Source organism: Streptacidiphilus melanogenes (assembly GCF_000787835.1).
GTDB lineage: Bacteria > Actinomycetota > Actinomycetes > Streptomycetales > Streptomycetaceae > Streptacidiphilus > Streptacidiphilus melanogenes.
In genome coordinates, this window is record NZ_BBPP01000025.1 from 37,605 (window position 1) to 61,441 (window position 23,837).

Below are 23,837 nucleotides of genomic sequence, written 5' to 3' on the forward strand. Positions count from 1 at the left end.
CTAGGCCCTGTCCGGCGATCGGCGTCGTTCGAGCACCGCGAGGACCTGCTCGCACCAGCGGAGGTTCTCGCGCTCGAAGGAGAGGCCGCGCATCAGCGTCAGATACGGACCGACCCGTGCCGCCGCGGCCAGGTACTCCTCCTCGAAGCGACCGTCCAGCAGCCGGGCGCGCAGCCGCTCGTAACGGGCCACCTTCTCCTCGGCCAACGCCCTGCGCGCCTCCAGCGCGGCCCGCACTCCCGACGCGTCGCCCGCGTCCACCGCCTGGACCTGGACCAGGAGTTCGTCGCGGACGGCGCCCGGACGCGGCGCTTTCGCGGTGAACGCGCGCAGCTCGGCGCGACCGGCCTCGGTGAGCGAGAACAGCCGCTTGTTGGGCCTCCGCTCCTGCTCCACCACGCGGGCCCGGACCAGGCCGTCCGCCTCCATGCGGTCGAGCTCCCGGTAGAGCTGCTGGGGCGTGGCCGCCCAGAAGTTCGCCACCGACGCGTCGAAGCCCTTGGCGAGGTCGTACCCGGAGGCCTCGCCCTCGAGCAGGGTCGCCATGATCGCGTTGCGCAGTGCCATGCGGGGAGGATAGTCAACTCCGCGACCATATGTCCCACGCCGCGCCCCCGCGCCGCCGCCCGTGGGCGGCGTCCGGCAGACTCGACCCGTGACGATCGCCGCGCCCACCGTGCCCTACTTCTCCCAGTTCGCCTCCCCCGACCTTGTCCCCGAACTGATCGCGCGGACGCTCGCGGCCGAGGACGATCCGCGCTGGGCGGCGTCGGGTGCGGCCTCACCGCAGGAGTACGCGTGGTGGTGCCGACGCGTCTGCGGAATGGCGTGCCTGCGCATGGCGCTGGTCCACTGGCGCGGCGACGCACCCGGCACGGTCGAGCTCGCGCACGAGTGCGTCGCGGCGGGCGCGTACGTCGTGGACGGAGAGCAGGTCGAGGGCCTGATCTACGCGCCGTTCGCCGCCTACGTACGCGAGCGCTGGGGTCTCGGGGCAACGGTCGAGACCGCGCTCGAACCGGCGGACGTGCGGGCACACCTCGCCGCCGGCCGGCTCCCGATGCTCTCCGTGCACCCCTCCCTCCGCACCCTCGACCCCGAGCCGCCCGCCAGGGGCGGCCATCTGGTCCTGGCCGTCGGCCATGACGACGAGGCGCTGTATGTCAACAACCCTCAGGCTTCCCCGGCAGCCGGCACTACGCCCGGGTGCCCTGGCCCGACCTGGACCGCTTCTTCGCCCGCCGTGGCGTCGTCCTGAGCGCCCTCGCCTGAGCCGGCCGGTCGGCGGGACGGGTCAGAAGGGCCTGGTCGGCAGGTACTTGCCGTCCAGGGTGATGACGGCGCGCTCGCCCCCGTCCGGGTCGGCGACCTTCTTCACATCGAGCTTGAAGTTGATCGCGGAGATGATGCCGTCGCCGAACTGCTCGTGGACGAGGGCCTTGAGAGTGGTGCCGTAGACCTGGAGCATCTCGTAGAAGCGGTAGATCGTCGGGTCGGTGGGGATGCCGCCGGGGATCGAGCCGCGGGTGGGGACGGTCTGCAGCAGCAGGGCCGCGTCCTCGTCGAGGCCGAGCAGTTCGGCGACCGCCTTCGCGGAGCCCTCCGGCAGGGCGTGCTGGCCAAGGACGGCGGCCGTGGTGAAGGCGACCGACAGCCCGGAGGCCTCGGCGATCTGCTGCCAGGAAAGGTCCTTGCGGGTCTTGGCCTCGACCGCGGCGGCGGCCAGCAGCTGGCGGGCGGTTGGGTCGAACTGGGCGTGCAGCATGGGAAGTTCCTCTCGGTTGTGGTTCGTTTGATGTACGGGCGTCAGGCTACGTGCGACACGGGGGACCCACTCGTCCGGACGTCCTCGACGCGGCCGGTGCCGATGTCGAAGACCCAGCCGCGCAGCGTCACGCGCCGCTCCGCCAGGGCGCGGGCGACGGAGGGGTGGGTGGCCAGGGTCGCCAGCTGGGCGAGCACGTTCTGCCGCACCAGGGCCGGGACGTCCCCGGCTGTCGCGGTCCGGGCGACCGAGGCGTCCGCGAGCCGCAGCCAGTCGGCGACCGCCGGTGATCCGCTCAGGTCGTGACCGTGGGCGAGGGCGGTCATCGCGCCGCACGCGGAGTGGCCGCAGACCACGATCTCCCGCACGCCCAGCACGCCGACGGCGTACTCGATGCTCGCCGCGACGCCGTCGGCGCCCGGGCTGTAGGGGGGGACGAGGTTGCCGGCGGTACGGACGACGAAGAGATCGCCGGGCTCACACCCGGTGATCAGCTCCGGGACGACGCGGGCATCCGAGCAGCCGATGAACAGCGTGTGCGGGGCGTGGTGCGCCGCCAGGCGGGCGAAGAGCTCCTTCTTCTCCGGAAGGACGTCCCGCTGGAAACGCGCGACACCCGCGGCGAGGTCATGCATGGAATCACTGCCTTTCGTGACGGCCTGCCCCGTGGGGCCCGACCAGATCCACCCTGCACGACCTGCGCATATAGTGTCCAAGACGCAATCACCATGATCACCATTGGTGATGTCTATAGTTCTGTTCATGGCCCTGGAACTGCGTCATCTGCGCTACCTGCTCGCCGTCGCCGAGCACGGCAACTTCACCCGCGCGGCCGAGGAACTGCACATCTCGCAGCCGACGCTCTCCCAGCAGATCAGGCAGCTGGAGCGAACCCTGGGCACGCAACTGCTGGACCGCACGGGCCGCACGGTGCGCCTCACCGACGTGGGCCAGGCCTTCGCCGGGCACGCCCGCGGCGCACTGCGGGACCTCGCGGCCGCCGAGCAGGCCGTCCACGACGTGCAGGACCTCTCCCGCGGGCAGCTGCGCCTGGCGGTCACCCCGACGTTCACCGCCTACCTCGTCGGCCCGCTCACCGCAGAACTCCACGCCCGGCACCCGGGCGTCACCCTGGCCGTGCGGGAGACGACCCAGGACCGCATCGAAACCGGGCTGCTGGCCGACGAGTTCGACCTCGGCATCGCCTTCCGGGGTCGGCACCTGCCCGGCATCACCGCCACCCCCCTCTACACCGAGACGCTCACCCTGGTCACCGGCGCCCGCCACCCCACCGCCGACCTCGCCGCTCCCCTACCGGCACGGGAACTGACGCACCAGCATCTGGCCTTGCTCAGCGGCGACTTCGCCACGCGCAGTCATATCGACGGCTATCTCGCGCAACACGGTGTGCGCCCGCGCATCACCGTCGAGTCCAACTCCGTCCAGGCCCTGACCGAGGTCGTCCAGCGCACGCCGCTCGCCACCGTGCTGCCCGACGCCGTCACCCACGACCACCCGCGCCTCAGCCCCGTTCCGCTCGATCCGCCACTCCCGCCCCGGACCGTCGCCCTCCTCGAACGCGGCGAGGCCTACCGGAGCGCCGCCGCCCGCGCGTTCACCCGCATCGCAGGTGACCTCGTGCACACTCGCGGCTATGCACCCGCCCCGCAGTGAAAGACTGCGACCATGACTTCCTCGTTGCCCGAACCGGACCAGCAACTCTCGGATCCCGGTGAGCTGTTGCTGGACTATCTCGACTACTACCGGTCGGTGGTCGGCGCCAAGCTCGAGGGCATGTCCGACGCCGAACTGCGCGCCAGCCGGCTCCCTTCCGGGTGGAGCCCGATCGAGCTGCTGAAGCACCTCGTGCACATGGAGCAGCGCTGGCTGCGCTGGGGCTTTCGGGGCGAGCAGGTGTCCGCGCCCTGGGGTGATCGCGGGCCCGCGGACCGCTGGTCCGTCGGCCCGCAGGAGACGGCCGCCGACCTGCTCGCCGCGCTGCACGCGGGCGGCGCGTACACGCGCGCCGTCGCGGCCGGCACACCACTGTCCGCGCCCGCCGCGGTCGGCGGCCGCTTCGCGGACAACGGCACCGCGCCGCCGACCCTGGGCTGGATCCTCTTCCACGTCCTGCAGGAGTACGCCCGTCACGCGGGCCATCTGGACATCGTCCGGGAGCTCGCCGACGGCACCACGGGCGAATAGCGCGCCTCCTACGCGGAAACGTCCGCCACCCCGCGCGGCGCGGGGCGGCGAACGTTGCTGCGTGCAGGGGTCTTACCAGGTGTCGTTCAGGCTCCCGCTGCCGGACGCGCCGGTGGTGAAGGAGTGGTTGTTGCCCGGCTCCCAGGTGATCGAGCCGTCCGAGTTCTTGAGGATGTACTTGTACTCGACGTCGGTGTTGGCCGGCAGGGTGACCGTGCCGCGCCACACCGGGTAGCCGGACGAGGAGAGCGGGATCGCCTGGGCGGTGTTCCAGCTGCCGAGGGCCGGGATCGAGCCGACCAGGTAGACGTTCTGGCCCCAGCTCGTCGTCTCGTTGACGCCGAAGGACTCACCGACCGTGCCGGAGGCGGCCGTCGGCAGGTAGAGCGCCACCGCGTCCATCGCCGGGACGGTGACCGTCGCGGTCCCGTTCGTCGCGACCGTGACGGTCGAGCCGGAGCACGCGCCGGTCGAGGGGGTCAGGTTGCCGTGGATGACGTCGCAGTAGTTCCCGGCCGGCAGGCCCGTCTCGACGGTGACGGTCTTGGCGCTGCTCTCGTTGTTGATCGCGATCCAGCCCCGGTCGCCGCGGCTGAAGGCGATGAAGTTGGTGCCGTCGTCGTACCAGTTGGCCACCGACTGCCCGGCCACGGCGTTGTGCCAGCCGACCATGTTGGCGACGCCCTGGTTGCGGTCCGTGCAGAACCAGCCGTTCGAGCAGTCGGTGTTCGTCACGAACCCGTTCGCGTCGGCCGGCGGCGAGTCGTCGCTGTTCGTCCAGTCGAAGCTCGCGTAGACCTGCGGCACGTCGTAACCCCAGGCCAGCTCGTAGAGGTTGGCCAGGATGTAGTTGGCGCCGGACTTGTAGTTGAGGGTGCTGCCGTCGCGCTCCGTGTCGTGGTTGGTCACCATCGAGGTCGAGGCGGACGGCGGCTCCAGGCCCCAGCTCTGGCCGAAGGTCTTGAGGTTGGCGATGTTCCCGGTGAACTGCGCCTTGAGGTCCTGGGCGTAGGTGAACTCGATGACGCTGCCGTTGGACTCGAAGGCCGCGGGCTGCAGCGAGCCGTTGCTGCTGCCGGGGATGACCTCCTGGTAGACGTAGGGCCGGGTGTTCGTCCAGGTGGTGTTGTGCACCTGGGCGAGGATCGCGGTCATGTCCGCCTGGTTGATGTGCTTGGCGGCGTCCATCCGGAAGCCGTCCACGCCGTCGGAGACGAGGCTGTTGAGGTAGCCGGCCTCCTGCTGGCGCACGTGCGAGGTCTCGGTGGCGAGGTCCTCCAGGTTCGACAGGTCGCAGTCCTGCACCTGGGTCTGGTTGTTCCAGTCCTGGATGGACAGGTCCGAGTTGGGGCAGGTGCCCGGGTACTGGTGGAAGTCGGAGCTGCTGTAACCGGGCTGGGAGTAGCTCTCGGTGGACGAGTTGAAGGTGTCGCCGCCGTAGGAGTCGGTGCTGGTGTTGTTGTTGCCCGCCATGTGGTTGAGCACGGCGTCGGCGTAGACCTTGACGCCCGCGTTGTGGCAGGTCGTCACCATTGAGGCGAACTGCGCGGCGTTGCCCATGCGGCTGTTCAGGTCGTAGCCGATCGGCTGGTAGACGTCCCACCAGGCGTGGGTGGATCCGGCTAGCCGGATGGAGTCCTCCGGCGGGGCGACCTCGACGGCCCCGTAGCCCTTGGGGCCGAGCACGTTGGTGCACTCGCTCGCGACGGAGGTCCAGTTCCACTCGAAGAGGTTGGCGATGACGTCGCCGCCGCCGGGCGCGGCCGCGGCGTGCGCGGGCGTGGCCTGCAGTGTCAGCGGCAGCACGGCGCCGGCGAGCAGGGCGCCGACACCGGCCCAGCCGGCCTTCCGGCGTGGCGCGCGGCGCGGTATGTCCATCGCCGCGGTGTCCTGTCCCGGCCGCGGTCTCGACGGGACGCGCTTCTGGATGCGCTTCATGGGCTCTCTCCTTGCGCACGGCCCGGCCGCGGACGACCGGGAGCCGGGCAGCACGACGCGAGCGCGTCGTCGCGCCGGAGGGAACCGGAGGCCGTGGGGAGCCAGGGGGTGGGTGCGCGACGGTCGGCCACGACCTGTCCCCGGCTGTGACCGCCCGCCGCGTACGTGACCTTCTCGCGGCCTTGATGACGGCGTCAATAACCCCGTGGAAATTCTTACGGCAAGTTTCGGCAACAGCTTTCTACGGCCTGCGGCGACCTGCGGCCATCCGGGTGTTCCCCGCGCCGCAGCGCCGTACCGCGGCCACCGCGCGCCGATCAGCGGAGATCATGGGCGCCGGACCGGGTCCGGACCCGACATGACCGGACCCGGTCGGACCCCGAACCTGAGGAGCGCCATGGCCACCGCAAGCTCTCCCCGGCCGCCCACGCGGGGGGCCCGCGCCCTCACGCTCGTCCGCAACGGCCGGCTGTGGCTGATCCCGACGATCCTCTGCGCCCTGGTCGCGCTGTTCCTCTCGCTGCTCTACATGGGGGGCATCATCGACCCCAACGGTCACCTGCACCGGCTGCCCATCGGCCTGGTGAACGAGGACCAGGGTGCACCGCCGCCCGGCCAGACACAGAACGTCGGCACCCAGATCGCGGCCGCCATCCCGGCGCAGACGCCCGGCCGGACCGTCCAGTGGCGGCCGCTGACGGCGGCCCAGGCCCAGGACCAGCTCTCCTCCGGAAAGATCTACGGGGCGCTGGTCGTCCCCAAGGACTTCACGGCCTCCATCGAGGCGCTCGGCACCGCGAAGGCGACGGCGCTGCCCACCCTCACCGTGCTCACCAACCCGGGCCTGGGCAGCCTCGGGTCCTCGCTCGCCGCGCAGATCTCGCAGAGTGCCGCCCACCAGGCCTCCCTCAGCATCGGCAAGCAGCTGTCCCGGTCCGCCGCCGCCCAGGGCGCAGACGCGACCACGCAGACGCTGCTCAGCGATCCCGTCTCGGTCACCACCCAGCAGGGCCATCCGATCCCCTCCCACAGCGGGCTGGGCCTGAGCGCCTTCTACTACACGCTGCTGCTGGTGCTCACCGGTTTCCTGGGGGCCAACATCGTCCACAACGGCGTCGACTCCGGCCTCGGCTACGCCGACACCGAGCTCGGCCCCTGGCACAGCCGGCGTCCCACCGTTCCGATCAGCCGGACGCAGACCCTGCTGCTGAAGATGACCATGACCTCGTTCATCGTCATCCTCACCACCACGCTGGTCATGATCGCCACCATCGCGATCCTCGGCATGAGCGCCACACACCTGCCGCTGCTCTGGCTCTTCTCCTACTGCGCGAGCCTCGCCGTGGGGCTGGGCGTGCAGGCGATCAACGCGGCCTTCGGCGGGATCGGGCAGCTGGTGGCGATGTTCGTCTTCATCGCGCTGGCCCTGCCGTCCTCCGGGGCCACGATCCCGCTGCAGGCCGTCCCGGGCTTCTACCGCTTCCTCGCCGTCTTCGAGCCGATGCGCCAACTCAGCGACGGGGTCCGGGCGATCCTCTACTTCGACGCCCGCGCCGACGCCGGCCTCGTGCGCGCCTGGATCATGATCGCCATCGGCTGGGCCGCCGCCCTCCTCTTCGGCTTCGGCATGACCCTCTACTACGACCGCAAGGGGCTCCACCGGCTCACCCCGCAGCCGGAGCGAGACCCGGCCTGACCGGTCGACGGCGGCGGCCGGCGCGGGAAGGCCTCGGGGCTCCGGCCGGTTGCTCCTGGTGTGAACTCACCACTGACGCTCTCCCTGCTGGACCGGTCCGTGCTGCGCGAGGGGCAGACCGCCGCGCAGGCACTGCGCGACACCGTGTCGCTGGCGCGCTACGCGGAGGGGCTCGGGTTCCACCGCTTCTGGGTGTCCGAGCACCACGGCGTGCCCGGGATCGCCGGATCGGCGCCGACGGTGCTGGCCGCGGCCGTCGCGGGGGCGACGTCGCGGATCCGGGTCGGGACGGGCGGGGTGATGCTGCCCAACCACCGGCCGCTCGTGGTGGCCGAGCAGTTCGCGGTGCTCGGGTCGCTGTTTCCCGGACGGATCGACATGGGCCTCGGCCGCTCCGTCGGCTTCACCCGCGCCGTACAGGAGGCGCTCGGGCACACCGTGCGGGACGCGGACGACTTCCCCGAGCAGCTGGCCGAGCTGCTCGACCTGATGCGGGGCGAGGGCGAGCGCCGTCCGGGCGTGCTCGTCCAGCCGGCGGACGGGCTGCCCGTGCCGCCGTTCGTCCTCGCGCTCGGTGCGGGCGCGCGGATCGCCGCCGAGGCGGGCCTGCCGGTCGTGGTCGGCGGTGTGCACGACCGCGCGCGGCTGCTGGCGGCGGTCGCCGAGTACCGGGACGCGTTCAAGCCGTCGCCCTGGCGCGACGAGCCGTACGTCGTGGTCGCCGCACCGGTCGCGGTCGGCACGACGGCCGAGGAGGCGCGGGAGATGCTCGCCGCCGAGTCCTGGTCGCTGGCCCGCGCCCGCACGCTCGGGGCCTTCCCGCCGCTTGCCCCGCCCGAGGCGGTGCGCGCGGCGCCGATGACCGCGCGGCAGCGCTCCCTCTTCGAGCAGGCCCGGGCCGGTCACCTCGCGGGCACCGAGGACGAGGCGCGCGAGGCGCTGCACGAGCTGGTCGCCGCCACGGGCGCGGATGAGGTCCTGGTCACCGCCAGCGCCCACAATCCGGCCCTGCTGCGCGCCTCCCTCGCGGGCCTGGCTCGCGTGGCGGGACTGGCAGGCCCGCCGGGGGCCGACCCAACAGATTGAGCACAAGAACTATTGATGTCCTCATGTATCCTCGGAGGGCAGGACCAGAAACAGAGGAGCAAGACCGTGCGCGTCGAGATCTGGGGCGACATCAACTGCCCGTGGTGCTACATCGGCAAAGCCCGCTTCGAGAAGGCGCTGGCCGCCTTCCCGCACCGGGACCAGGTCGAGGTCGTCCACCGCTCGTTCGAGCTTGACCCGCAGGCCCCGCACGAGCCGCGCCCCGTGCTGCCCGCCATCGCCGCGAAGTACGGCATCAGCGTCGAGCAGGCGCGCCAGGCAGAGGAGCGGATCGCCTCCCACGCCCACGGCGAGGGCCTTGCCTACCGGGGCGCCGAGCGCGACGTCGCGAACAGCTTCGACATGCACCGCCTGCTGCACTTCGCCGAGGAGCACGGCCGCCAGGAGCAGCTTCTCGAGCTGCTCTACCGCGAGAACTTCGACGGCGACACCTCCCCCTTCGCCCCGGGCCGGCTGCTCGCCCTCGCGGTCGAGGCGGGCCTCGACGAGCGGCAGGCCGCCGACGTCCTCGCCGACACCGACGCGCACGCCGACGCCGTCCGCGAGGACGAGGCCACGGCCGCGGCGCTGGGCGCCACCGGTGTGCCGTTCTACGTCTTCGACCGCCGCCTCGGCGTCTCGGGCGCCCAGCCCCCGGCCGCGTTCAGCTCCGCGCTGGAGCAGGCCTGGAGCACCCGGGCCGTGCCGCGGGCCTGAACCGGCGGGGCGATCCCGCAGCGATGGTCCACCCGCTCCCGGCAGCGCGCGTCACCCGGGCGGCCTCACCTCGGTTGTGGCGGCCCGGCGCCTGGCCAAGGCTGGGACGAAGGCGCGTGCGTCCGGATGAGGTGAGGATGTGCTGACGGCGAAGAGCGTGTTCCAGGAGATCCTGGACAACGACGAGGCGTTCCGACTCTTCTGCTCGATCGCGGCGAGCGGCGAGGCGCAGGGCGGCTGGGAGAACGGCCGCATCGCGGCGCTCCTGCCGGAGAGCCTGGGCTACCTGGCCCCGCGCGTCGCCCGGCACGGGGCCGACGAGGACAAGCACGGCCGGATCTTCAACGCACTGCTGCACAAGCGCGGGCTCGCACCGGTGCCGGTGCCGCCGGAGGCCGACTACACGATGATCCTGGAGCGCCAGGGCATCGGCCTCTCCCATCGCAAGCTGAGCGCCGACAAGCCGCTCGACGAACACGACGTCGTCGCCTACCTGGCCCACAGCCGCGTCACCGAGCAGCGCGCCGGCGAGCAGATGCGGATGCTGGTCCGGTACTTCGGCGACGACCAGGACATCGGCAAGGCCGTCCGCATGATCTCCCGGGACGAGGACAACCACCTCGCCTACTGCCACGAGGAGCTGCTCCGGCTCGCGGCGGTGGGTCGCGGCCGCGAGATCAAGGACCTGCTCGACCTGAGCGCGGCCGCCGAGATCCGCGTCTACCGTGACGTCAGCCTCGCGGTCATGGGGCGGATGGCGGAGCTGCTGCGCTGGCCGAGGGCGAAGGCGGCGGCCGTCGGCGCGGGCATTCACGGGATGTACGCCGCGGAGCGGCTCGGCGGCTGGTACCGGATGGTCAGCCTGCGGATGCCGGAGCACCTTGGAGCGCTGGACGGGCCCGTACCGGCTCCGGCTGCGCCCGAGTTCGCCTGATTCCGGTCCGCTGAGCACGGCTGGGAACAGGCGGGTCCCGCCGGCGTCACGCGGTTCGCTCCCGGACGACCCTTGTGCGGGCGGCGAAGCCGGTGCACCCGCTCGATTCGCCAGGTTTCGCCGCCCCCGCGCTACTCCCCCACACCCCTGGACGACGCACCAGGCTGGTGATCGTGAAAGCGAACGAGAACACGCACCAGCTGCCCGTCCGCCTGCCCGCCTCCTTCGTGCGCTGGTGGCTGGCCGACTCCGCCCAGGAACCCCAGCAGACTCAGGCCCAGTCCCTGTCCAGGTCCAGCTCCGCACGGCGCTGCGTGAAGGAGAACCAGTTGCCGGAGTCGTCACGGAAGATCGCCTCGGTCCCGTAGGGCCGCTCCTGCGGCTCCTGCAGGAACGCCACCCCGCGGGCCTTCATGGCGGCGTAGTCGGCGTGGATGTCGTCCGTGGCGAAGACGCCCGCGCCCAGAACGCCCTTGGCGACGAGCTTCTTCAGTTCCTCCGCCGACTCCGGGTCCAGGGCGGGCGGGCCCGGGACCATCAGGGTGATCTCCAGGTCCGGCTGGTCCTTGGCGCCGACGGTGAGCCAGCGCATGCCGCCCTCGCCCATCGTCATGTCCGTGCGGACCTCCAGCCCCAGCTTCTCGGTGTAGAACTCCCTGGCCCGGTCGTGGTCCAGCACCCAGACGTTGGCGATGGACATGCCCTTGATCACGACGGTCTCCTCGGTTCCGGCGGGGCGCATCCTCGCCCCGCTCCTGACCACCACCGTAGGGAGGTCGGGGCTCAACAGGCTTCTCCGGAATTGCGCTCCTGCCCGCGTGCCTGCCCGGGTCCCTGGAGGGCCTTGAAGCCACCGTGCCAAAGGAGGGCGTAGCAACCGGGGACGAGCGCGCTCCCCTGGTCCAGGTGGCGGGCCCGGTACGCGCTCGGGGCGAGGCCGGTGTGCTTCTTGAAGCTCGACGAGAAGGTGCCGAGGCTGGTGAAGCCGACCAGGGCGCAGATCTCGGTGACGGAGAGGTCCGCGGTCCGCAGCAGCTCCTCCGCCCGCTCGATCCGCCGGCGGCTGAGGTACTGCCCCGGCGTCTGTCCGTACACGGCGCGGAAGACGCGGATGAAGTGGTACCGCGAATAGCCGGCCGCCCCGGCGACCGCGTCCAGGTCGATCGGCTCGGCCCAGTCTCGGTCCATGGCGTCCTTGGCCAGGCGCAGCCGGCGCAACTGCGCGAGCCGGGCGCGCTGCGCCTCGGACGGCCCGCCGGACGGGTGGTCGGTAGGGCTCACCCTTCGATCGTGACACGGCGCACCGACACCTCAACTGGCGCAGATCGCGGGCCGGGTGGCCTCCGACTCCGGGCCGGCACGCCGAGGCGGAGCAGACCTACCGGCTGGGCATGTCGGCAGCGCAGACGCCCGAGGTCGCCACCGTCCTCGAAACCACGCACCGAGTCACTGGCTCCCGGCCGACTGCTGCTTCGCTCGCCACTCCGCTCCCGCGCGCTGGATGCGGTCCCACAGGGCCGCGCGTTCGGCGTCATCGATGGCCGACAGATCCAGGTGGAACACGTCCGTTGCGAGCTTGAACAGCTCCTCAGCGGACTCGAGGAGCCGTGTGGTGCGCCGGCCGGCCCCCTCGTCGCGGGTGAACTCGTCGTCCAGCACGAACTCGGCGCCGCCCGCGTCGCGGCGGAAGAGCTCGAACCACATGACGTAGGGAGACTGCGGCGACGTCGACAACTCGATGTGGCAGCTCATGAAGTCCTCCCACCTGGCCGGTGCCAGGGTGAAGTCCATGCTGTGGAACGTCGTCTGCGCCGGATCGGTGCAGAACCGCCAGGCGTCCGGGCCGATCTGCGGTAGCGGCTGCAGCTCGAAGCGGAAGGGACCCTGGATGTGGACGCCCTCCCGGAGCGGGATGGGCTCGTGGTGCGAGTTGGCCAGGCCGACGTCGACCGACCAGCGTTCGCCGTCGATCACGACGGTCAGGGCCATGTGCGTGGCGTATTCGTCGGCGGACGCCTTGGCGGTCGCAACGGAGCCGTTGATCTGGCCGCGATGGACGGTGACGTCGTACCCGAGGGCGGTCAGCAGCTCGCTGAAGGCGTTGTTCAGGTTGAAGCAGTAGCCGCCCCGGCCGGCCAGGATACGGGCGACGGACTCGGCCGGGTCGATGCCCTGCGGGCGTCCGAGCTGGATGTCGAAGTTCTCGAAGGCGATGAGCTCGACGTGTGCGCGGTGAAGCCTGCGCAGAGCGTCGAGCGACGGAGCGCCGAGGGACTCAGGGTCGTCGACGCCGAGCTTGGCCAGGTAGGGCGCGACCCAGGCGGGATGATCGTTCGTCTTCGAGGTCATGGCTGCGAACACTAGTGCAGCGCCACGTGGATCCCGCAGGGATTTAACGCGGCGCCGCACCGGTGCTCCGAGCGCGAAGGTGCGCCGGGTTGCGGGCGGTCTGTCAGAGCAAGGCAGCGCCGCCGGTTGATCTTCTGCGGGCTTCGGCGGTAGTCGCGAGGGCGTCTTCCGCCGTGAATTGCGCCGTCCCGACGGCAGCTGGCGCGACACCGTCTTCTACGCGATGCTCAAGGATCAGTGGCCCGCGGCGAAGGAACGACTGACGGCCGGCTCGCTGCGGGTTGAGCCCGCCGGCTGCCGGGCGCAGCCGACACGGCTGCGCCCGGGGGCGCCGGGCTCAGTCCTGCACCGGAAGGATCGCGCTGAGCGGTAGCACGGTGTGCCTGAGGTCGGGGTCGACGGGGTTGTTGAACGGCGGGTACTTGGGCGCGCCCGCGTTCCTGCGGTAGACCTCCGTGGAGATCTCGGGGCTGCGGTCGAACTCGGGGATCACCCGGTCGCCGAAGAGCTCGACCATCTCCAGGTGCTCCTCGAAGGTCATGCCGCCCGCGAGGCCGAAGACCAGCTGGTCGCAGCCGACCCGCTGGTAGGCCTCGACCTGTTCGCAGACCTCGTCCGGGGTGCCGCAGAGCAGGTAGCCGCCGGCGATCAGCTCGTCCAGCAGCTCCTCGCCGCCGAACGCGCCGAGGTTGATGGGCGGTTCGGGCCAGGTGATGCCGTCGGCGGACTTCGGCATGGTGTCGTGGTAGAGGTTCACCAGCGTCACGATGTAGGCGTTGCCCGCCGACAGCGCGATCTCACGGGCCCGCTTGCGGTCGTTGAGGCAGACGACCGCGTTCGTCATCATCACGTTGTTGTTCTGGTAGTCGCCGAGGATCTCGACGGGGTTCTCCGCCGCCTCCTTGTAGGCCTCGATGCGGCCCTTGAGGTTGTAGATCGGCTCGAAGTTGAAGGCGATGGCGCCGATGCCGAGCGAGCCCGCCTTGGCGAAGGAGGGCGGGTTTCCGCAGGCCATCCAGATCGGCGGGTGGGAGTGCCCGTAGGGCTTGGGCAGGATGTTGTGCGGGGTCGGGACGGTGAAGTGCCGTCCCTCGAAGGAGTAGTCGTACTGCTCCCACATCCGCACGATCTCGCGGGAGACCTCGTCCCATTCGGGCTTGGTGGAGTCCGTCTGAAGGATGTTGAACGACTTCAGCTCGTGGGAGCCCGCGCCGCGGCCGGTGCCCCACTCGAAGCGGCCCTCGGTGATGTGGTCAAGCATGGCCGCGCGCTCGGCGAAGCGGACCGGGTGCTCCTTGCGCGGGGAGAGCGAGTTGATGCCGGTCCCGAGGTGGATCCGCTCGGTGCGGGCGGCGACGTAGCCCATGACGACCTCGGGCGCGGACATGTGGCTGTACTCGGTGAGGGAGTGGTGCTCCCCGAACCAGACGAACTTCCAGTGGTGCTTGTCCGCCTTGATGGCGATCTCCATCTCGCGGCGGAGCGCGAGATGCTCCGAGGCCCGGTCGTGCGCGGCCGGGCCGGGGATGAACCCGTTGACGAAGATGCCGAATTCCACGGGGGGTCCTCCTGGCTGTGACGGAGTGTGCTGCGCCGCAAGAGCATCTGACTATCCATCAGATTTTGCGACAAGGCAACGGCCACGGGCTCTCGGCTCTCCCCCGCCGAATCCCTGCCGCCGTGGCGCGCAGGGGTGGATACTCCTAGCCACGGGGAGATCGGTCCACGCGCTTCGGGGGAACGGGGACGCGATGAGCATGATGATCTGGTGGGGTGTCACCTCACGTTCGCTGCACCGCCTGAGGGCGCGGGCACAGCAGGGGTGGCGCCGGGCGGTGACGGGGGTGCTCGGGGCCACCGCGACCGTGCTCGTCGTGATCGGCGCGGAACACCACACCGCGCATGCCCAACACCTGTGGATGGCGAGCGCGGTGCCCTTCGCCGTGGCCGCCGTCGGCTGGCCGGTGTGGCGCGCGCCGGAGGAGGGCCTGCCGGACGCGCTGCGCCTGCGTGAACGCAGCCGGCGGATCGGCCTGCGGGCCACGTCGGTGCCCGGCTTCGGCGCCTCCGTCGGCCTCGTCGTCCGTCTGGGAGCGCACGGCGCCCTCGCCCACGACAGCGGTGTCGCCGCGCTCTGGGCCGTGGCCCTCGCCCCCGTCCCGGTCCTCGCCGAGAGCGCGCTGTGGGGCGTCGCCCCGCGTCGGCTCCGGCTCCAGGTCCGCACCGCACGACTCGCCGAGGCGGTACGGGATCTGAACGCCGAGAACGGGCGGGTGTCCCAGCTCGACTTCGACCCCGACCGCGGCTACGCCGGCGCGCCCGTTCCGCGGCGGTCGATCGCGCCCGCCGGAGACCCGGCGGCGGCGTGCGAGGCACGGCCTTCCCAGGGACTGGCCACCTCGATGCTGGGCCTGCAGCTCGTCAGCCGCGCCCACCGCACCTGGATCCAGGAGTCCTCGCTGCGCTGGGACGGGACGACGCTGACCCTGACCGACGGCCGCCGGAACGTCGTGACCGTCCGGCTCGACGCGGCCGAGCAGGCCGGGCGCGGACGCCTGGCGGACCGCCCCGTCGAGATGGCCTGGCTGCACGGGCAGAACGTCGGCGAACCGGGCTCGGAGATCCGCATCCTGCTGCTGGACTCCTCGAGCCGCCGCCTGCTGACCATGCCGGGCCTGGGCTACCTGGACACCGACGTGGCCCAGGTCGCCACGGCGTCGGGCCTCCGCTTCTCCTCGCACAACTGGGTCGGCGCCCGGTTCGAACTCCCCTGGCGCCGCCTGTGGATGCGCGTCTTCCCCCGCCGTCGCGGGCATGTCCGTCTGCGGATGGCCCGTCGGCTCTGAGCGCCGGGACGGATCCGGAAAGATTCTCCGTCGGCCGTGTCGATCCGCGGCCGCGCCGTTCGACCTGGGGTAGAGAGGGTCGAAGGGCGACCCTCACCGGTCAAGGAGGCCGAGATGGCGAAGTACATGCTGATCATGCGGAACACCGACGAGTCGCTGGCGAAGATGATGGGGACGCCTTTCGACCAGATGCTGGAGACCGTCGGCCGTTTCAACGAGGAGCTGATCAAGGCGGGCGTGCTCGTCGCCGCGGAGGGGCTGGACGATCCCGGCCAGGGCGTCGTGGTCGACTACAGCGGGGAGACCCCCGTGGTCACCGACGGGCCCTACGGGGAGACGAAGGAGCTGTTCGGCGGCTTCTACCTGATCGACGTGGCGTCGAAGGAGGAGGCCGTGGAGTGGGCCAGGCGCATGCCCGCGATCCCCGGTTCGAAGTGCGAGATCCGGCGAGTGCCGGGGATCGAGGAGTTCCCGGCGGACAACGAGTGGATCGTCAAGGAGCGCGCCTGGCGTGAGCGGACGGGCCAGCTCTGATGCCACACCCCGGCGCCGGTCCCTCCGACGCCTCCTCGCACGCCGCCTCGGAGGCCGCCTCGGGCGGCGCCGAGGCGGCGCGCCGTGCCGTCGAGGCCGTGTGGCGCATCGACTCGGCGCGCATCGTCGGAGCGCTGGCCCGTTACACCGGCGACTTCGAACTCGCCGAGGACGTCGCCCAGGAGGCGCTCGCGGAGGCCCTGGTCGGCTGGGCCCGCGACGGCACGCCCGCGAACCCGGTGGGCTGGCTGCTGGCGACCGGGAGGCGGCGCGCCATCGACGCCTTTCGCCGCCGTTCGGCCCGCGACGAGCGCTACGCCCAGCTGGCCGGCCGGCTCACCGAGGGCGCGACGAGCTCCGGCGCGGTCGACCCGCCCGCCCTGACGGACGATCTGCCGTGGGATCCGGACCGGATGGAGGACGACGTTCTGGCACTGATCTTCATCGCCTGCCATCCGGTGCTGTCACCGGAGGCCCGCGTCGCGCTGACGCTGCGGGCGGTGGGCGGGCTCACCAGCGAGGAGATCGCGCGGGCGTTCCTGGTGCCGGTCCCCACCGTGCAGGCGCGGATCACCAGGGCGAAGAAGACGATCGCGGCGGCGCGGGTGCCGTTCGAGCTGCCGCCCGCCGAGGAAAGGCGCGAGCGGCTCGGCGGGGTGCTGAGCGTCCTGTACGTGATCTTCACGGAGGGGTCGACGGCGACGTCCGGCGACGCGCTGCTCCGGCCCGACCTGGCCTATGAGGCGATCCGGTTGGCGCGCATGCTGGCCGCGCTGCTGCCCGACGAGCCGGAGGTCCACGGTCTGCTCGCGCTGTTCGAGCTCACCGCCGCGCGGTTTCCCGCCCGCACCGGCCCCGGCGGCGAGGCGGTGCTGCTGGAGCACCAGGACCGGCGGCTCTGGGACCGCTCGGCGATCCGTCGCGGCCTCGCCGCGCTCGGCCGCGCCTCGGCCGCCGGGCGCGGACTCGGCCCGTACGGGCTGCAGGCCGCGATCGCCGCCTGCCACGCCGTCGCCCCGTCGGTCGCGGAGACCGACTGGGACCGCATCGTGCTGCTCTACGAGTCGCTGGGACGGGTCGCACCCTCGCCGGTCGTGGAGCTGAACCGCGCGGTCGCGGTCGCGATGGGCCACGGCCCGCAGGCCGCGCTCGACCTCGTCGACGACCTCGTCGTCTCCGGCCGCCTCGCGGGCTCCCACCTCCTGCCGGGCGTCCGCGGCGAACTCCTCACCCGCCTCGGCCGCACCACGGAGGCGCGCACCGAACTGGAACTCGCCGCCCGCCTCTGTACCAACGCCCAGGAGCGCGCGGTGCTGCTCCGCAAGGCCGCGGCACTGCCGCGCGACGACGCCTGAGCCCGCCCGGATCACCCCGGACCGCCGCCACAGCGGTCCGAGCTGAGGCGGACTGACCGACGTGCAGCGCCGCGAACCGGGCCCGCTCGCCGCCCGGGTGCCGACGCGGGAGGCGCCGGGCGCGGAGCCGCCCCAGCCGGTGATCCACAACGACCGCGCCCGCGTGCAGCTCGGCTGGAAGCCGCGCGCGGCGGCCACGACGATCGTCGAGTCCGCCGAGAGCCTGCGCGACCTGGGCCTGCTGACGGGCTGACGAATCCACCACCTCGCCACGCCGCGCGGAAACCGCCTGTTACGGCGGACGGCGCACCCTGCGCTAGCATCCGCGCGGGGAGGCAATCATGGGGAAGCTACGCATATCGAGCAGAAGCGCACTGGGACGGGCCGGCTTGGCGCTGGGCGTCGTGGGTTTCGTCGCAGTCGGTTTCGAGGGAACCAGCTGGGTGCTGGGCAAGGTCTTCGGCTCCTCGCGGAGCTCCACCGGCGGGACCAGCGCACCGGCTCCTCGGGGCTCGTCGTCGAGCAGCCCGAGTGCCGTCGCCTCCGACGCGCCGTCCGCCGTGGTGCAGGCCTTCTGCCAGGCGATCAACACCCATGACCTGCGGCACGCGTGGGCCGATCTCGGCGGCAGGAACATGGTTCCGTCGTGGGAGAAGTTCGACGCGGGGTTCGCGGACACGTCCGCCATGTCCTGCCTGATCGGATCCGTGCAGGGCGAGCGGGTCACGTTCAGGATCGTCGCGACCCACTACGACCGGACCACAGCCCGGTTCGACGCCGTGTACCGGGTCGAGGACGGGGTCATCACGTCAGGCACGATGAAGCCGGCCTGACCCGGGTCGCCCCCCGGGGTCCGGAGAGCGCGCGTCGACGCGCGAACGGTCCGGACCCCGGAGCGACCGAGCGGGCGCCTCAGGCGCGGACCGGTCGGGCGGCCGGTTCGCGGGGGCGGCGGGCGGCGGGGATGTCCGCCGCGGCCTGCTGGAGACCGACGCCGCGCGTCTCCTCCGCCCACAGGATGCTGACCAGCAGGCCGAGCGCGGTCAGTCCGGCCGCGATCAGCATGGTGGGGCCGATGCCGAGCCCGGTCAGCGAGAGCGGCAGCAGGTAGGTGCCGACCGCCGCGCCGATACGGCTGACCGAGGTGGCGAAGCCCACGGCGGTGGCGCGCACCGAAGTGGGGAACAGCTCGTTGGGGTAGGTCCAGTCGAGCACGTTCGGGCCGCCGCACAGGAACGCGTAGGCGCAGAGCGCAGCCAGGGCCAGCAGCGAGGGAGCGGCCGGCCACACGCCCAGGAAGACCAGCGGCACGATCATCAGCGCGAAGGACCAGACGATCACCGGTCGGCGCCCGCGGGTGTCGATGGCGCGCAGCGCCGGGTAGCAGCCGATCAGGAAGACCAGGCTGATCAGGCCGGTGCCCAGGGTGTCCATCACCGTCCCGCCGGGGAGGCCGAACGCGCCCAGGATGGCGGGGCCGAAGGTCAGCATCGCGAACAGCGGCGCGACCTGGCAGAGGAAGAACAGCCCGCAGAAGAGGGTGCGGCGGCGGTAGCGCGCACTGAAGAGCACCCGCAGCGAGCCGGAGTCCAGGCGCTCGCCGTCCGTCGGCTCGCCGGCCAGCAGGTCCTCGACGGTCACCTCGGCGCCGAGGTGCTCGCGCACCAGCTCCACGGCCTCCGCGCCGCGCCCGTTGCGGGCCAGCCACAGCGGCGACTCCGGCGAGCCGCGGCGCACCAGCATGAAGAACGCGCACAGCACGGTGGGGCTGGCCAGCAGCCAGCGCCAGCTGTCCTGGCCGCCCAGCTGGATGCAGGCGTAGCCGACGACGTAAGCGAGGACGGAGCCCGCGTACCAGGCGATGATCTGCTGGCCCAGCAGCCGTCCGCGGTGCTTCACCGGGAGCCACTCCGCCAGCAGCGAGGTCGCGATCGGGTAGTCGGCGGCGACCGCCATGCCGAGGAGCAGGCGCAGCGCCACGATCGCCCACACGTCGGTCACCCAGAACGAGGCGAGCGAGCAGGCCATCATGACCAGCAGGTCCGCCGTGTACATCACCTCGCGGCCGATCTTGTCGGTCAGGACGCCGAAGACGGCTCCGCCGACGAACATCCCGACCAGCGCGGTCGCGCCGATCAGGCTCACCGCTCCGGTGCCGAGGCCGAGTTCGGGCTTCATGCCGATCAGTGCGACGCCGACGACGCTGAGGATGTACCCGTCCAGCATCGGCCCGCCGGAGCAGGCGAGGGCGAGGCGGCGGTGGAACGCCGTGTAGGGGGCGTTGTCGATGGCCGTGGACATACGCGCCTCCTCAGCCGACCACCTCGCCAAGGAAGGCGAAGGGGGTCGCGCCTGCGGCGCGCATCGGGGTCCGGTCGGGGGTGTTCATGATGAAGGCAGGGCTCTCTTCCTGGTCTCGGACGCCGCCGCCGACCGGCCCCGGGGGGCACGGCGGGCGGCGGCATGCGAGCTTTCGGTTGACGTATGCAACCGCTTTCACTGTCCCTTATCCTGCTCATATGTCGGGATACCATGTCAAGGCAGCCCGGCATGGACACCCGCCGAGACATCTCGGCAGAGACCACGGCACAGAACCAGGGCAAGCCCTACGCCCGGGACCGGCCGAACCAGCGGGCGCGGGCGCGGTCGAGCAGAATGGCGACGCCGAGCACCCCGCCCTGGACGACCTGCTGGTCGTAGGGGCTGACCTTGAGGGCCAGCAGGCCGTTGGTGATCAGCTCCAGCAGGATCGCCCCCGCCGCGATCCCGGCGATGCGGCCCTCGCCGCCGAAGAGCGAGACCCCGCCGACCACCGCCGCCGCGATCGCCGTCAGCTCCCAGCCGGGCCCGACGGACGGGTCGGCGACGTTCATCCGGCCGATCACCAGCACGCCGACCACACCCGCCAGCACCGCGCTGGCCATGTAGGTGGCGGTGATCCTGCGGGCGGTCGGGATGCCCGCCAGCCGGGCGGCCTCCCTGTTGCCGCCGACGGCGTAGATCTGCCGGCCCACATAGGTCCGCTCCAGCACGAACCACGCGACGGCGGCCGCCCCGACGAAGAACAGCGCGGGGACCGGCACCTCGCCGAGGTAGTACTGGCTGAGGTTGCTGAACAGCGGCGACAGGTTGTTGATCGGCGAGCCGCTGGTGACCGCGAGCGCGAGCCCCTGGGCGACGGTGTAGGTGACCAGCGTGATCACGAACGGCGGCACGCTCAGCCGGGTGACCATCGTGCCGTGCCAGAGGCCGACCGCGGCGCAGATCACGAGCGTGAGCAGGATGGCCAGCAGCGCAGGCACCCCCTGGTTCACGTCGAACCAGGCCGCCAGGATGCCGGCGAGCCCGGCGAGCGCCCCGACCGAGAGGTCGATGCCGCCGGTCAGGATCACCAGCGACTCCCCTATCGCGAGGATGCCGACCTGGGACAGGTCGCGACCCATCACCTGCAGGTTGCCGACCGAGGTGTAGGTGGACGCCTGAGCGGATATCGCGACGAAGACCAGCACGCAGGCGATGATCACGCCCGCCTCCGGCGACTGCGCCAGCCTGCGCAGCAGCCCGGCCCCCGGCCGGGCGCGCGGCGCGGTCTGCTCGGGGACCAGGGTGCTCTGCGCGCTCATGCTTCCTCCAGGGCTGCTGCGGTCATGATGCGTTCCTTGGTGGCGTCGGCCCGGTCCAGGACGGCGACGACGCGGCCGTGGTTCATCACCGCGATGCGGTGGCAGATCCACAGCAGCTCCTCCAGCTCGGAGGAGGCGACCAGCACGCCCGTCCCCGCCCGGGCGGCGCTGTCGATCAGGGTGTAGATCTCCGCCTTCGCCCCGACGTCGACACCGCGCGTCGGCTCGTCGAGCAGCAGCAGGCGCGGCTCGGCGGCGAAGGCCCGCCCGAAGATCGCCCGCTGCTGGTTGCCGCCCGACAGCGAGCCGATGGGCTGCTCCACCGACCGCATCCGGACGTTGACGCTGTCGGTGATCCGGCGCGCCTGCGCGCGCTCGCGGCGCGGGCCGAGCAGCCCGGCCCGGCCGCTGATCCGGCGCAGCACCGAGACCACCACGTTGGCGCGGATCGACGCGAACGGGACCAGGGACTGCTCCTTGCGGTCCTCCGGGATCAGCGCGATCCCGGCCGCGACGCCGTCGGCCGGACGGCGCGGCGCGTAGTCCCGGCCGCCGAGCCGCATCCGGCCGCCGGTGCTCGGCTGGGCCCCGGCGACGGTGTGCACGAGACGGCTTCGTCCCGATCCCATCAGCCCGGCCACGCCCAGGACTTCGCCCGCGCGCAGCGCCAGGTCGACGGGGCCGAGGCCGTCCGCGGTCAGACCCTCGACCTCCAGCAGCAGCGGGGCGTCGGCGGGAGCGGTCCCCGGTCCGGCCTGGGCCACCTCGCCCACCTCGCTGCCCACCATCTCGCGGATCAGCCGCTCCTCGGTGGCCTGCTCCGGGTCGAGGTCGGCGACCAGCCGCCCGTTGCGCAGGACCAGGACCCGGTCGCTGACGGCCCGGACCTCGTCGAGGCGGTGGCCGATGAACAGCACCGTTCCGCCGCGCGCGGCGAGCTGCCGCGCCAGCCCGAGCACCATCCCGGCCTCGACGGGGCCGAGGGAGGAGGTGGGCTCGTCCAGGATCAACAGCCTCGGCTCGCGGCCCCAGGCCTTGGCGATCTCGATCATCTGACGGGTCGGCACCGGCAGCGTGCGCACCGCCCGTCCGACCGGAACGGCCTCGGCGGACAGCCCGATCTCGGCGAGCATCGCCGCCGCCTCCGCGCGCTGCGCGGCCCGGTCCACCAGAACCCGGCGGCCGGAGGCGCGCGGCCTGCGTCCCAGCAGCAGGTTCTCCGCCACCGAGAGCTGGCCGACCAGCGGGAACTCCTGGGAGACCAGGGCGACGCCGAGCCGGCCGGCCGCCTCGGTGGAACCGGGTGCGAGCGGCGCGCCGTCGATCTCGATCTCGCCGCCGTCGCGGTGCACGGACCCGGCGAGGGTGCCCATCAGTGTGGACTTGCCCGCGCCGTTCTCGCCGACCACGCCGATCACCTGCCCGGCGAACAGGTCGAGTTCGGGCAGGTCCAGCACCCGGACCGGGCCGTAGGACTTGTGGACGCCCCGCAGCCGCGCGGTGACCGCGCGGCCGGGGGCGGTGGTCTGCGCCGTCATCTCACCCGATCCCGAGCTGCGACTCGAGCGACTTGTAGGCGCCGAGGTCCGCCTGGGTGACCAGGCCCACGCCGGAGCTCAGCGTGCTGCCGTCGGCCTCCAGGTAGGGCTTGACCAGTGCCATCGTGGCGTCCTTGCCCAGCGCCTTCTCCGCCGCCAGCAGGAACGCGCCGGTGTAGCCCTGCTGGTAGGGCATCTGCACGACCGTCCCGGAGATCACGCCGGACTGGATGAACTGCAGCGTCTGCGCGTCCGAGTCGTCCGAGACGATGTGCACCGTGGCCGTCTTCCCGGCCGAGGTGACGGCCTGGGCCAGCGCCGGGCCGTCGTAGGAGTACACCCCGTACAGGCCGTTGACGTCCGGGTTGTTGGCGAGAATGGTCTCCGCGTCGGAAGTCGCGGTCGCGGCCTGGAGGTTGTCGTTGACCTTCTGGACGACGGTGATCTTCGTGCCCTTCAGCGCGTCCTCGAAGCCCTGGATCCGCTGCGTCGCGTTCGACGCGGTGAGCGAGCCGACCAGGATGGCGACCTTGCCGCTGCCGCCGAGCACCTGCTTCATCGCGGTCCCGGCCTGGAACCCGGCCGTGTAGTTGGGCGTGCCGAGGTAGAGCGAGGCGGCGTCGGTGCCGGGCAGCGGCGAGTCGACGGCCAGCACGTCGATGCCGTTGGACACGTCCGTGTGAATGGTCCCGGCCGCGGAGGTGGGGTCGATGGCGGAGATGGAGTAGCCGGTGACGCCCTGTGAGCGCAGCGTTTCGAGCTCGGAGTTCTGCTCGGTCAACTTGCCGTTGGGCGGGGCGAAGTAGGTGCACTTGCCGCTGGGGATGCCGAGGTCGGCGCAGCCCTTGAGGAAGCCGACCTGGCCGGCCTTCCAGTAGTCGGCGGCCACGTTGACCACCATCGCGATGTCGACCTTGGAGAGGTCCTTGCCGGCCAGCGCGGTCTTCAGCGCGGCGTCGAGCTTGGCCAGGTTCGCCTGGTTGAAGGTGACGGAGCCGGCGAGGGTGACCTTGGGCGCGGAGGCGGACCCGGTCGTCGGGCTCGCGGCGTCGCCGCTGCCGCCGGGGCTCTTGGAGCAGGCCGCGGCGGTGAGTGCGATCAGTGCGGCCAACGTGGCGGCGACGGTGCGGGTTCTGGCGGTGCTGGTGCAGGTGGTGCTGCTGCGGGTGGTGCTGGTTCGGCTGGTGGGGAGCCCTCCGGTACGGGTGCGCGTCATCGTCGATCGATGCCTTCCTGACATGTGGTGCCGTG

Annotated in this window: 24 protein-coding genes; 12 read left to right on the forward strand and 12 right to left on the reverse strand. The window is 71.8% G+C overall.

Annotation, left to right across the window (positions count from 1 at the left end; all coding sequences use genetic code 11):
• A complete protein-coding gene (locus TR49_RS24305) occupies positions 1-567 on the reverse strand; it encodes a PadR family transcriptional regulator (protein ID WP_042385165.1) in 567 nt (188 codons plus the stop codon).
• A gap of 88 nt (positions 568-655) precedes the next feature.
• Between TR49_RS24305 and TR49_RS24310 the strand changes: the two genes are divergently transcribed.
• A complete protein-coding gene (locus tag TR49_RS24310) occupies positions 656-1,258 on the forward strand; it encodes a C39 family peptidase (protein ID WP_369405337.1) in 603 nt (200 codons plus the stop codon).
• A 36-nt stretch (positions 1,259-1,294) separates the two neighbouring features.
• On the opposite strand, the gene cynS is transcribed toward TR49_RS24310, so the two are convergent.
• Complete coding sequence (cynS, locus tag TR49_RS24315) at positions 1,295-1,765, reverse strand: cyanase (protein ID WP_042385167.1); 471 nt, start codon at positions 1,763-1,765, stop codon at positions 1,295-1,297.
• 41 nt (positions 1,766-1,806) lie between these two features.
• Positions 1,807-2,400: a carbonic anhydrase gene (locus TR49_RS24320; protein ID WP_042385169.1), complete on the reverse strand. Its 594-nt coding sequence runs from the start codon at positions 2,398-2,400 to the stop codon at positions 1,807-1,809.
• 127 nt (positions 2,401-2,527) lie between these two features.
• Here TR49_RS24320 and cynR point away from each other — a divergent pair, with 127 nt between their 5' ends.
• Both cynR and TR49_RS24330 read left to right on the forward strand, forming a co-directional pair.
• The gene (gene cynR / locus TR49_RS24325; protein WP_042385171.1) at positions 2,528-3,439 is read left to right on the forward strand and encodes a transcriptional regulator CynR; all 912 of its coding nucleotides are present in this window, start codon (positions 2,528-2,530) and stop codon (positions 3,437-3,439) included.
• A 12-nt stretch (positions 3,440-3,451) separates the two neighbouring features.
• On the forward strand, positions 3,452-3,970 hold the full coding sequence (locus TR49_RS24330) for a DinB family protein (protein WP_042385174.1): 519 nt from the start codon (positions 3,452-3,454) through the stop codon (positions 3,968-3,970).
• A 72-nt stretch (positions 3,971-4,042) separates the two neighbouring features.
• Here TR49_RS24330 and TR49_RS24335 read toward each other — a convergent pair whose 3' ends face one another.
• Positions 4,043-5,908 carry a carbohydrate-binding module family 20 domain-containing protein gene (locus TR49_RS24335; RefSeq protein ID WP_052434599.1) on the reverse strand — a complete coding sequence of 622 codons (1,866 nt, stop codon included), beginning with the start codon at positions 5,906-5,908 and terminating at the stop codon, positions 4,043-4,045.
• A 397-nt stretch (positions 5,909-6,305) separates the two neighbouring features.
• On the opposite strand from TR49_RS24335, the gene TR49_RS24340 reads away from it, so the two are divergent.
• The 4 genes from TR49_RS24340 to TR49_RS24355 all read left to right on the forward strand — a co-directional run bounded on the left by TR49_RS24340 (position 6,306) and on the right by TR49_RS24355 (position 10,341).
• Complete coding sequence (locus TR49_RS24340; protein WP_042385176.1) at positions 6,306-7,604, forward strand: YhgE/Pip domain-containing protein; 1,299 nt, start codon at positions 6,306-6,308, stop codon at positions 7,602-7,604.
• Between the two features lie 60 nt (positions 7,605-7,664).
• Positions 7,665-8,690, forward strand: coding sequence for an LLM class flavin-dependent oxidoreductase (locus tag TR49_RS24345; RefSeq protein WP_042385178.1), 1,026 nt, complete (start codon positions 7,665-7,667; stop codon positions 8,688-8,690).
• Positions 8,691-8,756: 66 nt separating this feature from the next.
• Positions 8,757-9,407: a DsbA family oxidoreductase gene (locus tag TR49_RS24350; protein ID WP_042385181.1), complete on the forward strand. Its 651-nt coding sequence runs from the start codon at positions 8,757-8,759 to the stop codon at positions 9,405-9,407.
• A 139-nt stretch (positions 9,408-9,546) separates the two neighbouring features.
• Positions 9,547-10,341: a hypothetical protein gene (locus tag TR49_RS24355; protein WP_042385183.1), complete on the forward strand. Its 795-nt coding sequence runs from the start codon at positions 9,547-9,549 to the stop codon at positions 10,339-10,341.
• Between the two features lie 271 nt (positions 10,342-10,612).
• Here the strand turns inward: TR49_RS24355 and TR49_RS24360 are convergent, their stop codons facing one another.
• The 4 genes from TR49_RS24360 to TR49_RS24375 all read right to left on the reverse strand — a co-directional run bounded on the left by TR49_RS24360 (position 10,613) and on the right by TR49_RS24375 (position 14,248).
• Positions 10,613-11,053 (reverse strand): VOC family protein, encoded by a 441-nt coding sequence (locus TR49_RS24360; RefSeq protein ID WP_042385341.1) that lies wholly within the window; start codon positions 11,051-11,053, stop codon positions 10,613-10,615.
• Positions 11,054-11,124: 71 nt separating this feature from the next.
• Positions 11,125-11,529: a helix-turn-helix transcriptional regulator gene (locus TR49_RS24365; RefSeq protein WP_084725375.1), complete on the reverse strand. Its 405-nt coding sequence runs from the start codon at positions 11,527-11,529 to the stop codon at positions 11,125-11,127.
• Between the two features lie 258 nt (positions 11,530-11,787).
• Positions 11,788-12,690, reverse strand: coding sequence for an arylamine N-acetyltransferase family protein (locus TR49_RS24370; RefSeq protein ID WP_042385185.1), 903 nt, complete (start codon positions 12,688-12,690; stop codon positions 11,788-11,790).
• Between the two features lie 337 nt (positions 12,691-13,027).
• A complete protein-coding gene (locus TR49_RS24375; protein WP_052434600.1) occupies positions 13,028-14,248 on the reverse strand; it encodes an LLM class flavin-dependent oxidoreductase in 1,221 nt (406 codons plus the stop codon).
• Positions 14,249-14,441: 193 nt separating this feature from the next.
• On the opposite strand from TR49_RS24375, the gene TR49_RS24380 reads away from it, so the two are divergent.
• The 5 genes from TR49_RS24380 (at position 14,442) to TR49_RS24400 (ending at position 18,258) form a co-directional block, all read left to right on the forward strand.
• The gene (locus TR49_RS24380; RefSeq protein ID WP_042385187.1) at positions 14,442-15,536 is read left to right on the forward strand and encodes a hypothetical protein; all 1,095 of its coding nucleotides are present in this window, start codon (positions 14,442-14,444) and stop codon (positions 15,534-15,536) included.
• Between the two features lie 114 nt (positions 15,537-15,650).
• Entirely contained in the window at positions 15,651-16,070 is a 420-nt protein-coding gene (locus TR49_RS24385; RefSeq protein ID WP_042385188.1) for a YciI family protein, read from the forward strand.
• Positions 16,070-17,425, forward strand: a complete 1,356-nt coding sequence (locus TR49_RS24390) for an RNA polymerase sigma factor (protein WP_042385191.1) — start codon at positions 16,070-16,072, stop codon at positions 17,423-17,425. Before TR49_RS24385 ends, TR49_RS24390 begins: the two co-directional genes overlap by 1 nt.
• Before the next feature lie 61 nt (positions 17,426-17,486).
• Positions 17,487-17,678: a hypothetical protein gene (locus TR49_RS24395; RefSeq protein ID WP_042385194.1), complete on the forward strand. Its 192-nt coding sequence runs from the start codon at positions 17,487-17,489 to the stop codon at positions 17,676-17,678.
• 151 nt (positions 17,679-17,829) lie between these two features.
• Positions 17,830-18,258, forward strand: a complete 429-nt coding sequence (locus TR49_RS24400) for a hypothetical protein (protein ID WP_152627435.1) — start codon at positions 17,830-17,832, stop codon at positions 18,256-18,258.
• A 79-nt stretch (positions 18,259-18,337) separates the two neighbouring features.
• Here the strand turns inward: TR49_RS24400 and TR49_RS24405 are convergent, their stop codons facing one another.
• The 4 genes from TR49_RS24405 to TR49_RS24420 form a co-directional block, all read right to left on the reverse strand.
• Positions 18,338-19,726: an MFS transporter gene (locus TR49_RS24405; RefSeq protein ID WP_042385203.1), complete on the reverse strand. Its 1,389-nt coding sequence runs from the start codon at positions 19,724-19,726 to the stop codon at positions 18,338-18,340.
• A 305-nt stretch (positions 19,727-20,031) separates the two neighbouring features.
• Complete coding sequence (locus TR49_RS24410; RefSeq protein WP_052434602.1) at positions 20,032-21,048, reverse strand: ABC transporter permease; 1,017 nt, start codon at positions 21,046-21,048, stop codon at positions 20,032-20,034.
• Complete coding sequence (locus TR49_RS24415) at positions 21,045-22,586, reverse strand: sugar ABC transporter ATP-binding protein (RefSeq protein ID WP_042385206.1); 1,542 nt, start codon at positions 22,584-22,586, stop codon at positions 21,045-21,047. The genes TR49_RS24410 and TR49_RS24415 overlap by 4 nt, the downstream gene beginning before the upstream one ends.
• A 1-nt stretch (position 22,587) precedes the next feature.
• Positions 22,588-23,802: a substrate-binding domain-containing protein gene (locus TR49_RS24420; protein WP_084725363.1), complete on the reverse strand. Its 1,215-nt coding sequence runs from the start codon at positions 23,800-23,802 to the stop codon at positions 22,588-22,590.
• Positions 23,803-23,837 lie beyond the last annotated feature (35 nt).

Excerpts from the sequence above, each read along its gene's own strand:
- TR49_RS24305 (WP_042385165.1), bottom strand. The coding sequence starts at position 567 with ATGGCACTGCGCAACGCGATCATGGCGACCCTGCTCGAGGGCGAGGCC.
- cynS (WP_042385167.1), bottom strand. The coding sequence starts at position 1,765 with ATGCTGCACGCCCAGTTCGACCCAACCGCCCGCCAGCTGCTGGCCGCC.
- TR49_RS24320 (WP_042385169.1), bottom strand. The coding sequence starts at position 2,400 with ATGCATGACCTCGCCGCGGGTGTCGCGCGTTTCCAGCGGGACGTCCTT.
- cynR (WP_042385171.1), top strand. The coding sequence starts at position 2,528 with ATGGCCCTGGAACTGCGTCATCTGCGCTACCTGCTCGCCGTCGCCGAG.
- TR49_RS24330 (WP_042385174.1), top strand. The coding sequence starts at position 3,452 with ATGACTTCCTCGTTGCCCGAACCGGACCAGCAACTCTCGGATCCCGGT.
- TR49_RS24335 (WP_052434599.1), bottom strand. The coding sequence starts at position 5,908 with ATGAAGCGCATCCAGAAGCGCGTCCCGTCGAGACCGCGGCCGGGACAG.
- TR49_RS24340 (WP_042385176.1), top strand. The coding sequence starts at position 6,306 with ATGGCCACCGCAAGCTCTCCCCGGCCGCCCACGCGGGGGGCCCGCGCC.
- TR49_RS24365 (WP_084725375.1), bottom strand. The coding sequence starts at position 11,529 with ATGGACCGAGACTGGGCCGAGCCGATCGACCTGGACGCGGTCGCCGGG.
- TR49_RS24370 (WP_042385185.1), bottom strand. The coding sequence starts at position 12,690 with ATGACCTCGAAGACGAACGATCATCCCGCCTGGGTCGCGCCCTACCTG.
- TR49_RS24380 (WP_042385187.1), top strand. The coding sequence starts at position 14,442 with ATGAGCATGATGATCTGGTGGGGTGTCACCTCACGTTCGCTGCACCGC.
- TR49_RS24385 (WP_042385188.1), top strand. The coding sequence starts at position 15,651 with ATGGCGAAGTACATGCTGATCATGCGGAACACCGACGAGTCGCTGGCG.
- TR49_RS24390 (WP_042385191.1), top strand. The coding sequence starts at position 16,070 with ATGCCACACCCCGGCGCCGGTCCCTCCGACGCCTCCTCGCACGCCGCC.
- TR49_RS24405 (WP_042385203.1), bottom strand. The coding sequence starts at position 19,726 with ATGTCCACGGCCATCGACAACGCCCCCTACACGGCGTTCCACCGCCGC.
- TR49_RS24410 (WP_052434602.1), bottom strand. The coding sequence starts at position 21,048 with ATGAGCGCGCAGAGCACCCTGGTCCCCGAGCAGACCGCGCCGCGCGCC.
- TR49_RS24415 (WP_042385206.1), bottom strand. The coding sequence starts at position 22,586 with ATGACGGCGCAGACCACCGCCCCCGGCCGCGCGGTCACCGCGCGGCTG.
- TR49_RS24420 (WP_084725363.1), bottom strand. The coding sequence starts at position 23,802 with ATGACGCGCACCCGTACCGGAGGGCTCCCCACCAGCCGAACCAGCACC.